We start from the raw sequence: 9,632 nt of genomic DNA, 5'->3' as shown, positions 1-9,632 counted from the left end.
GTTTGATTTACATCAAAAACAGCCCCGATTAAACATTTTATTTTTATCTATATTTTGTAAACATATTATATTGTAGATTAATTAATTCAATCCCCAATAATATCTATTTCTTATCTTATTACTAAATAACTAACGATCTATTCTAAGGTTACTAAACAAAATAATCTTTTTCATTTTGATAAAATTTTAAATTTATACTTTAATTATTTATTTTGTACCGCATTAGGCAGTATTGGCACCATCTCATACCTGTAATTTTCACTTGGAGCACCTAGGTGATAATACAACTGATACTTATTCGAATCAAGCAAATACCAATCACCCAAATACTCCCCAGCCCCCTTCGATGTTGGTATGAATACCAGATTAGCTAACCATCCTTTAGGGATACTCAGCATATTGAATTCAAATGTTTCGGAACTGGCAGCCGAAAATGTTCCTCCCCACGTAAATTTACTGTAAGCCTTACATTGGCTGACATTTGAAGAAGTATTTTTGAACATCACATTAATCACTGCACTTGAAATATTCATCAACTTAAATTCAACCGGGGCATTCAATGTAAGGTCAAATCCTCCATCAACTGCAGTAGTTGGAACTTTCAATATAGGAGAAGCGGTAACATCATTGTCAAACACAACAAAATTGCTAAAGAGAAATCTTTCTTCCGTCCCGATATTGACAAACTTAGCAGAGCCTTGGATAAAGACATTCTCTATTAAGCACTGTTGAATCCTGGCTTTTAAGATATTTACTCCTGTGAATGTTCCCAAATAGCCTTTTACTTCACCTGTATTCCAGTTTATAGCAATATGTGGGGTAAAAATATCTTCATTTTTCAGAACAATTTTCACTTCCGAATCATTCTGTGTGAATACCTTTATATTAGGAATATAACCATTCTCACAAGGAGGGACATTTGTTCCTTCAGCAGTAATAACCACATAGGTATTTTCTTTATAATAATACCTAAATTGGCATGTGCAGGATTTCCCGTATATGAAAATCTTAACTGTCTGCCATATGAGCCGTTCTTGCGAACAGCAATAAGGTGTTCGCCCTTATTTATATCAACTCCGGAAGTAAACTTGATTTCTTTTTCATTCGAGATCAATACTATCTCTGTAGTAATTGACGACGGCTTTTCAACCAACCAATTTCCGGAACCGAAAGCAAAACTCTCAGTATTGAAATCCTTGTAATCCGTACTTGGAAGTCCATCATAGCCGGTACCTTTCTGGCTAATCATATAATCCTCCAAAAAGACGGCGCTTCCTAATTTAGCAAAATTAGCCATCAGACTTCAATGAAAGCATACTGGAACTTATTCATTCGTATCCAATGCGCATTGCTTCCGTTCGTTGCATAATCATCTTTCGGATTAACCCCTGTTACCGACCCTTCAATGGCAAGGACATAATATTCCCCTTCACAAAGGACTACAGGGGCAGACAGCGAAGTCCTTGTATAAGTTTCAGAATCGATATATTCGCCTGCAGGAAAAACCAATGGACCCACCTTTCCAGGATCTCCTTTCCGATTATACCTTACTTCACCTGTCTTGCTAGCCAATACCATATCTCAGTCTTTAGTCGTTATTAACCAAGAAACATTTCCACCCGCCTGTTGGCACATAGCTTCCGTACAAGTTCCCGAAGCTGCTGCAGTATTTGCCGTAGATGGGTTAAGCACCACACCTGCAGAATCCATGAAGGTAAAGAAAAATGTCATATCCTTCGCCTTGGTACTCTGTCCACGTTTCACCAGGATAGGCGTATATACAACCGTTCCATTCGATCCGGAAACGATAGTTTCATCTTCCGGAACCGGATTAGTGATAATATCGTAAGGATCGGACAGGTCCATCACAGTCTGCGTGTCCAAGCCTATAAGGGTGCTATTCTGGTACACTTCCACTTTAAATGTCCCTGTGGTATCGACCATACTATCCGTAACCGTCAGGTTCTTGCTTGTCTGTCCGCTTATTGCAGTCCATACGCTGTTTACCATCTTATACCATTTATAGGTTAATCCGGCAGTCAGATCAGTAGCTCCCATTCTGGCAATGGCAGACAGTATGACACTTCCGCCTTTCTCCCTTATGGCAAAGTACTTGTCATCGCCGGAAGCAATGGTCACAACTTTCTGGTTGCCTACTCCTTTAGTGATAGGGATAGAGTACACAAACTGTATTTCGTCGGAAACATTGCCAGTCGTAACTGTAGCAACTGCTTTAATAGTACAACTTGCACCCGCAGATGCTTTCACCAGGTTTTTCAGTATTTGCAATCCGTAGTAATTGGTTACTCCGGCCTGATAAGGTACAAACTTGAAATGCCCGGTTTCACCACCTAAGATATTAGTTGAGACGTTTCCAGTAAACGCAAGCAGCACATCATTAAAGTACCATTTAACCGAGGAAGGCACAACAATACCTTCAGCAACGCGAGATGAGGTCAGGATATAGGATAATATAGGCTTCAGGATGGAAAAATCAGGTGCAATATTAGCCGGTGCACTTGATTCACCATCATATTCCTGATAGAGATCACCCTTGTCGCACATGATAGCAGGCATGTACACGCCGGATTTCTGCGAAAATGTTACTTGCCCGACTTTACTTGCTACACTCATTACTTACCTCCTCTCCGTCTATTACATCATCACTTTTATATTCATCTGGAGTATTCACATCCACAGGATTTTCGGGACCATCAATCTCAGCTTTAGCTTCCTGCGGAGTAAGACATATCCCACCTACAGCTTTCGCACGATCGAAAACCATATCACCTTCAAATTTCGCCACATCCGCTTGCCATAGCAAGACATTTCCGTCAGCTGTCTTATTGCGGATTTCAATTAATCCAAGTTTATCCGCCACTTGCTTTGTTACTTTGATATAAAATGCCATAACTATTTATTTTAAATTAAACTTATCCATTCTGCCTCACAATAATGAACTCATTATTCTCACTCACTACATAACTTCCATCCTCTGTTACTACCGCAACAAAAGGTCCCCTGTCTTCAACCTCCAACTTCAACATCATGCCGTCGGTAAAGGGGATTGAAGGTGTATATCCGGTGGCGGCAAGCGTGTAGTTTCCTGCACCGGTCTTCGTATACCATTTGCAGTTAAACAGTTCGGAAGGATTAGGGATGTCTCCAAGCGTATCACGAATAATAGGTCTGGGATTTATCACTTTCGTCCCGTCTGACACCTGCGTCGGAACGCCTTTCCAATCGATCTCAAGGGCCGGGATTTTTCTCCGTATGGTGGTGGAGACTTGTATGACAGTATCATCGGGAGCATTGGCGGGAGTACCATCTGCCGAGTACGAAGCTTTGCAGATATAGGTCATACCTGTATCGATCATATCCCTATTGATGGTCAGCACATGTTTGTTTAATGAAACAAATTCCCAATCATTATCACCATTCCCATCAATAATCTGTTCAAGAGTGCCATCTTCAAGCACACGAAACCAAAAGAATTTACATTTCCCCGTCGCGGTCACATCTTCATCCCCGACCATTAATTGGGCAGTAATAACCTGGTTGGCTATATCCCGGCAGGGGTTCCAATCCAGCCCGGAGGGAGAATCAAGCATAAGGACGGGAACAGCTTCAGTTCCATCTATCGCCCGTATCAAGCGGCTGAACTGAAATATATGTGTCTGCCCGGTACGCTTCTCATCAACATATTCTGCGTAAAATTCAAGAGTGAGCGGACTAATGGTTGATACATTCTTCTTTACCTGGATCTGCCCCTTCTGCGCTCCTGTTTCAGTAATGACATAGTTTGGATTGACAGATGTTATTAATGTCCTTGTACCGTTCAACCGTTCATACCACTTCATGTTCACAAGTGAAGCATTAACGGCACCGACCTTGGACAGAGCATTAGGATCTGTAGCATTACAACGCGGGAACAGGGTTAGAGGAGTCAATGTATAATCAGGAGTATATTCCTTTTTGTCAGCCTGGTAAACCTGCATATCCGGAACGCTGCCAACAACTTCCAGATCACCGCTAATCTGAAGCGGAGGATAATTGATTGATATTTTACGTTGTTTCGACTGCATAATCTTTAAAATGTTACAAAATTTATTGTTTCATAATTATCTTGCCCGTCACGCAATAATGCCTTGGCTATAAACTTACACCCGGTAAGCATCATGTAATCAGAGCCAAGATCATTGAGTGTCAATGGTAATGTTTTCCCTACTTCCGCGTGTGCTACCGCCCAGACATTGTCTTCCGTCACATTGCCCGTATCACGTGTCCACTCTATGTCTTCATCAAGGATATGAGAGGTTACATCCTGATTGTAAAGCTTTCCGGATATTGTCAGAGTAGTCTCAAATTTATCTGCATCGAAATACCAACCATTTGAACTGTCAATATCAATGGAAAATTCAGGATTTCCTTCAAGCATTGCCCAGCCGACACTTCCGTATTTCGGTTCTTCAGTCGTTCCGGTTATCAGACACATCCATTTACAGCCATAATGGTAGACAGCATCATACATTTTGTCACCAGACTGGTATGGAGCATCTACAGATTCAGAAGCACTCCACTTACCCCGGTTGTTTTCTTGCCTGACCACATTGCCCTTATAATCTACTTCAAAGTAATCCTGTGCGGTGATACCCCGGCAGTAGATATAGCTCTGCCTGTAGTTTATAGGCAAATTGTCGAATATGGTAAGATGCTTCAACCGTCCTACGATAATGGAGTAGTTACTTTCTTCTAATATTGGCTTGGTAACACCGTCAAGCATACAGATACAATGCTCACGACTGGAAAGATACCAATACGACTGACGGTCCTCATTCACAGGATTACCGCGACGGGTAATTACCATCAACTCTTCGGGAGGATAGTTTCTACCACCAGGAACCTCCGCATCAGGATATATAACTACATTGATTGTGTTAGCAGACGTATCTACATGTAGCACACGCATCCAAGAGGTATAATATTCTCCGGTGCCTGATGCGAGGTTATTTACCATACCATATACGATATCATTTTCGGATAATGCGGTAAAATCATTTTCCCACTGCTTACGAAGAGTTAAGAGGTAGGTACCGTCTTCCAACAGTTCCACACTCTCAATCCTGCCGGATTCGGAGAATGAATAATCACTCTCCATAGCTAAAAGACGATTGAAGATAAGCTCTTGGATTGTCAGCGAATGCCGCAACTCCATGCGGTCAGCCTGAATTCTACCATCTTTTAGCAGTATGCCCATACCTGCTGTGAGTGAATCCATGACTTCGCCGACTTCCAAGCCGCTTTTTGCTTGAATCAAACCATAAGATATTAAACCTCTCAGGAATTTAATTAGTCCCGCAGCTTCATCATCGTTAAGTTTGCTTAAAAAACTAGTACTAAAATCCTTTTCAGTTGCCAAGAAAGACAATTTGTAGTGTTTACGATTATCAGTTGTGGGAATCTCAGGATCATTAATCAAAACATATAATTTAGCCTCGCTTTCTACTGAGATAATCTGTAAAGGATAAGGGAAGTATTCTTCTTTATCAGTATTACGGGCATATGCTTCAGCATCCTCTAAAGTAGAGAACATCTCAGAAGAATCTATAGGGCGATTCGTAGTACGTTTATATTGCAGAGCAAAGCTGCTACCATTTATCTTTACCATTCTTTTATTCAACCTTAATAGTGAATATATCAGGATCATTAAATCCTCCAGTCTTAACAATCCACATCTTATACTCTATAGCTTCACTACCATTAGCACCCTCAACGGATATAGCATAGGCCCACTAGTAATCCCTGTATCTTCTATGAAGTTCCCAGGATAAGCAGTCAGAGATAAATCTTTTATCGTTCCTGATGGAATACAAATGGCAATCATCTTCCATCGGTCAACAGAAAATTTATAAGTGCCTGGACCGCTATACAAACCACTATTCAACAATCCCCTCACATCAGCAGAAGAAACAGGAACCGTATTACATATACCAGCAAACCATTTACGCTGAACATTCACACTAATAGAATCTCTTAATATCAATTCTGGCAATTGACCGTCAGAACTTGCAGAATATACCACTTCTGCCGTATACGTTTCGTTTTGTAAATACAAACCAGTCAATTGTCGTTTAGCTGTTTGTACCCCTCCGGATTCTTCCGAGAAAATAAGTTTATTAGATTCCAAGCCGTCATAAAATGATTTTTTCATAACTCCCTGCCCATTGCGATTTGCAGTATAAGTAATATGTCCTTTTGCCATTCCATATTCAACCTCATTAGCTGTAGACAATCTACCTGTCAATCTAGCAGAAGATTGCTTTTCCAGCATAGCAACAAAAACGTCCTCATAGGACATTCCTTGTGGAAGGATATCACCAGTTTTAATGTATCCTGTTTGTGGAGCAGTAACAAGAATGTTTCGTGAAAGTCTGAAGGAAGCACTATCCTGTTCCCCACCACTAGGTGTACCATCTACATATTGGTTATCAAACTTAATCTTAGTATTATTGAATATGACATGCAGTGATATCTTAAATACATAACTGTTCAACCCTTCTAAGATTTGATTCAATTCAGGCACACTGCTTTCATTCCTTACAAATCGCTTACCGTTAAAGAAAACATAGTTGCAGCTCAATATACGATTTAATAGTTCAGCATACCATACCGGGCAACCTTCTGCATTTCCTAATGTGAAGATCTTCAATGTTGATTCAGAGCTAAATAGTTCAATAACATCGCCATCAGGTGTTTTAAATTGTTCGTTATCTACAACAAATGACCAGTCGCTATCCTTAAATCCACCGGGAACACGAAAATCAAAAAGATATTGTTTACCTTCAATGATGAAGACACAATCTGTTCTTTGCATATTATCTTTCATAGAATACTGTACAAGGGTAGTTTGAGCTAGTTTTGATTGATCATCTGTTACTTCAAACAGTTCACTCAGATTTCCATTCAGTTCTACTTTATAATATCCATTGTCCAAGCCTGTCAAAGTATGGTAATACAATGTAGTAGTGTCATTCATTGCCCAAATATTCCATGCAATAGGATATTTCACATCTGTCAAAGCATCAATGACATAACCTGATAAATCGTTCTTCTCCGAAACAGTAATTACCTCAATAAGAATCTGATCGGTAGGAGCAAACTTTTGAATATATCTGCTGTACATACCATATCTGTCAGTAGATGGATTGAAGAATAGCGGGGTAAATGGACTTATTCGTAACATGATTATTCACACTTTGAAACAGATTGGACAATAAGTTTATACTTGGAGCCATCAGCCCTGCCAATACAAACATCTACATTCTCATAATATCCAGCATACAGATATCCCCCCTCTTCCACTGTTATAATACTATCGCTATTTTTAGGGATATCACACTCAGAAGTTTCAACACTCACAATTCCACACGTTGCAAGTCTCTCATTTATTATAAAATCGTCTTTTAATGCAACATCATTCACTGCTACATCGCTATTTCCATCAGATGAAGCAAATTTTAGTTTGCCGGCAAAAACACCTAAAAATTTCTTATTCGCTTCAAGCATAGCACGCTGCCAATACATTGAGTTAAACATCATTGTAGAATTCAGAACACCGGTAACAGTATATCCATTGCGAACCAGAACATATTTATCCGTAGAAGAGTCATATTTAGCACCTACAAAAAACACATCATTGTCACTCTTATTATCAGTAGTATCTTTACCTCTTTCTTGAACCAGGAACTCGATACCATATACATCTGCACGATAAGGACTGATAAGCTCTAGTTTATTGGTAGTGACATTTATTCCAGATATATATTCTGTAGTGAAGCGAAATTCATCACGACCATTAATATTGTCATATTCCTGTTTCTCATACCCTACGCTAACAGTAGAATAAATCCTACTCTCATCAACTGAATAACTAAAATTCGAGTGATTGGTACCTATTTCTTTAACAATATCCTTTGTAAACAGGCTATCCCTATGCACAAAGCGAATAGTGTTACCGTCTATTTTCTGCACAAATCCGAATTCTGATTCCATCCAGTCCATAAACTTTTTGTAAGAAGTATATATTTTAGCTTCAAGTATTCCACGCACACTTTCGGCTGCGAGTATCAAAGCCATATCAAGTCGTTCATCGACACCTGAATCAATCTCACAAAATATTTCTTTTTTTTCTGTATTTATGCTCTTTATCAATCCTTTTAAAAGATTAATCGGAGGAATCACATCGACAGATACCGGCTTATCAATTGAACTATACTTGATAGAAAACTCCTTAAACTTACTTATCTTTAAATATGAGCTGGTATATGGATCTGCGGTAAAATCAATCTTTAGTAAATTACCAGCTCTAGCATAACTGCTTGAGACCTTTACTGTACAATTTACATCAAACTCATTACCGTTACCTGAATAAAAGCTACCAACAGTAGTATTAGCGTGTCCTTCTATAATTACTACCCTTATACTAAAAGCACTAATAGAACTCCGTACAACATGGAAATTCATTCTTACTTCTACTTCAGTGGTAGCATTGAACTTTATTAAACCTCCATAGTTACTAGGATCAAAGTTATCAAGCAATGTAATAACATTACTATTATATACCTCCGATTTATCACCGTCAAGTAGAGGAAATACGATCGTATTTCCTGTAGTCTGACCATTGTAGTTTATTACTACTTCATCATTTTTAGGTGTAACAGGCTCTTTACTCCCAAAATCCTTGTCGTAGGGATAGTATTTCACAGAATTAAATACTGAAATCCTATCATAGTTCAATACTTTATCGCTTTTAACCTCAGATACAGGAATCTCATATTGAGTAGATTTCCTTGCCTTCAATAGGCTGTCAATACTATCATCTATGGAATTTACAGACACAACATATCCGTCATAGGAGAACGTACTGAAATCCAATTGACAGGTGAATAGTTGATTAGAATATGTATGATTATTATCTATGCCAAATACAGTAATGCTAGCAATCGAATTAAATTCATTTTTCAAATATTCCTCAAGTAGAAGATCATATGCAAAATCAATAAATTCAAATTTAGATGTGAATGTACGTACTACACCACCAAAATTCGAACGTTTAAAAGAATAATTGACTTCATCCCAATTTTTTAAACAAGAAATTGGGATATCATATGAAACTCCGGCAATAGTAAGTACGTATTTGCAAAGCATTTTAAATCTTATTTGAACGTTTGCAGGCAAATATAAAGAAAAAGCCAACCGGTATTCCGATTGGCTAAATTCTTGAAAATAGCATTCTACAAATTGTACTATTAATCCTTTATTTATCAGCACATTATATTACTATCAAAATAAACATATTTTTTATTTTCTTCTAAATTATGGTTCTATATTTAGATATCATTAAATTCTCTGACTAAAGCCATAAACATGTTTCTTATTCTTTCCTATTTGGATTTAATAAGTCATGATATCCATTATATTCAGAGCCAAGTCTAATCAAATATGGTTCACGAGTTTTCTCAACAATATATATCATAGCAGTAAATGGATACTTTAATTTTTTTTCACGCCATTTTTCATAATAAAGTGTCACTATATAGAACATATCCTCCGGATAGACGTAATCAGGGGTG

Annotated in this window: 10 protein-coding genes; all 10 read right to left on the bottom strand. The window is 38.4% G+C overall.

Annotated features, from left to right (window positions below; translation table 11 throughout):
• Positions 1-203 precede the first annotated feature (203 nt).
• On the bottom strand, positions 204-944 hold the full coding sequence (locus JCM17102_RS20280; RefSeq protein WP_025076480.1) for a hypothetical protein: 741 nt from the start codon (positions 942-944) through the stop codon (positions 204-206).
• Positions 881-1,297: a hypothetical protein gene (locus JCM17102_RS20275; RefSeq protein ID WP_025076479.1), complete on the bottom strand. Its 417-nt coding sequence runs from the start codon at positions 1,295-1,297 to the stop codon at positions 881-883. The genes JCM17102_RS20280 and JCM17102_RS20275 overlap by 64 nt, the downstream gene beginning before the upstream one ends.
• On the bottom strand, positions 1,297-1,578 hold the full coding sequence (locus tag JCM17102_RS20270; RefSeq protein ID WP_025076478.1) for a hypothetical protein: 282 nt from the start codon (positions 1,576-1,578) through the stop codon (positions 1,297-1,299). The genes JCM17102_RS20275 and JCM17102_RS20270 overlap by 1 nt, the downstream gene beginning before the upstream one ends.
• Positions 1,579-1,581: 3 nt before the next feature.
• Positions 1,582-2,634: a hypothetical protein gene (locus JCM17102_RS20265; RefSeq protein WP_025076477.1), complete on the bottom strand. Its 1,053-nt coding sequence runs from the start codon at positions 2,632-2,634 to the stop codon at positions 1,582-1,584.
• Positions 2,618-2,911 carry a hypothetical protein gene (locus JCM17102_RS20260; RefSeq protein ID WP_025076476.1) on the bottom strand — a complete coding sequence of 98 codons (294 nt, stop codon included), beginning with the start codon at positions 2,909-2,911 and terminating at the stop codon, positions 2,618-2,620. Before JCM17102_RS20260 ends, JCM17102_RS20265 begins: the two co-directional genes overlap by 17 nt.
• A gap of 22 nt (positions 2,912-2,933) precedes the next feature.
• Positions 2,934-4,085, bottom strand: a complete 1,152-nt coding sequence (locus tag JCM17102_RS20255) for a hypothetical protein (protein ID WP_025076475.1) — start codon at positions 4,083-4,085, stop codon at positions 2,934-2,936.
• Positions 4,086-4,090: 5 nt separating this feature from the next.
• Positions 4,091-5,668, bottom strand: coding sequence for a hypothetical protein (locus JCM17102_RS25185; RefSeq protein ID WP_051573040.1), 1,578 nt, complete (start codon positions 5,666-5,668; stop codon positions 4,091-4,093).
• A gap of 75 nt (positions 5,669-5,743) precedes the next feature.
• Positions 5,744-7,243, bottom strand: coding sequence for a hypothetical protein (locus JCM17102_RS29270; protein WP_025076473.1), 1,500 nt, complete (start codon positions 7,241-7,243; stop codon positions 5,744-5,746).
• A gap of 2 nt (positions 7,244-7,245) precedes the next feature.
• Complete coding sequence (locus tag JCM17102_RS20240) at positions 7,246-9,207, bottom strand: hypothetical protein (protein WP_025076472.1); 1,962 nt, start codon at positions 9,205-9,207, stop codon at positions 7,246-7,248.
• A gap of 226 nt (positions 9,208-9,433) precedes the next feature.
• Positions 9,434-9,632 (bottom strand): hypothetical protein (locus JCM17102_RS31055; protein ID WP_033887189.1); only part of this gene is annotated, 199 nt, incomplete at its 5' end.

The sequence above is a fragment of the Bacteroides faecichinchillae JCM 17102 genome (assembly GCF_000614145.1).
GTDB classification, from domain to species: Bacteria; Bacteroidota; Bacteroidia; order Bacteroidales; family Bacteroidaceae; genus Bacteroides; species Bacteroides faecichinchillae.
The sequence above is the reverse complement of the archived record's forward strand: the minus strand, read 5'-3'. Positions and strand labels throughout refer to the sequence as shown.

Excerpts from the sequence above, each read along its gene's own strand:
- JCM17102_RS20275 (WP_025076479.1), bottom strand. The coding sequence starts at position 1,297 with ATGGCTAATTTTGCTAAATTAGGAAGCGCCGTCTTTTTGGAGGATTAT.
- JCM17102_RS20270 (WP_025076478.1), bottom strand. The coding sequence starts at position 1,578 with ATGGTATTGGCTAGCAAGACAGGTGAAGTAAGGTATAATCGGAAAGGA.
- JCM17102_RS20265 (WP_025076477.1), bottom strand. The coding sequence starts at position 2,634 with ATGAGTGTAGCAAGTAAAGTCGGGCAAGTAACATTTTCGCAGAAATCC.
- JCM17102_RS20260 (WP_025076476.1), bottom strand. The coding sequence starts at position 2,911 with ATGGCATTTTATATCAAAGTAACAAAGCAAGTGGCGGATAAACTTGGA.
- JCM17102_RS20255 (WP_025076475.1), bottom strand. The coding sequence starts at position 4,085 with ATGCAGTCGAAACAACGTAAAATATCAATCAATTATCCTCCGCTTCAG.
- JCM17102_RS25185 (WP_051573040.1), bottom strand. The coding sequence starts at position 5,668 with ATGGTAAAGATAAATGGTAGCAGCTTTGCTCTGCAATATAAACGTACT.
- JCM17102_RS29270 (WP_025076473.1), bottom strand. The coding sequence starts at position 7,243 with ATGTTACGAATAAGTCCATTTACCCCGCTATTCTTCAATCCATCTACT.
- JCM17102_RS20240 (WP_025076472.1), bottom strand. The coding sequence starts at position 9,207 with ATGCTTTGCAAATACGTACTTACTATTGCCGGAGTTTCATATGATATC.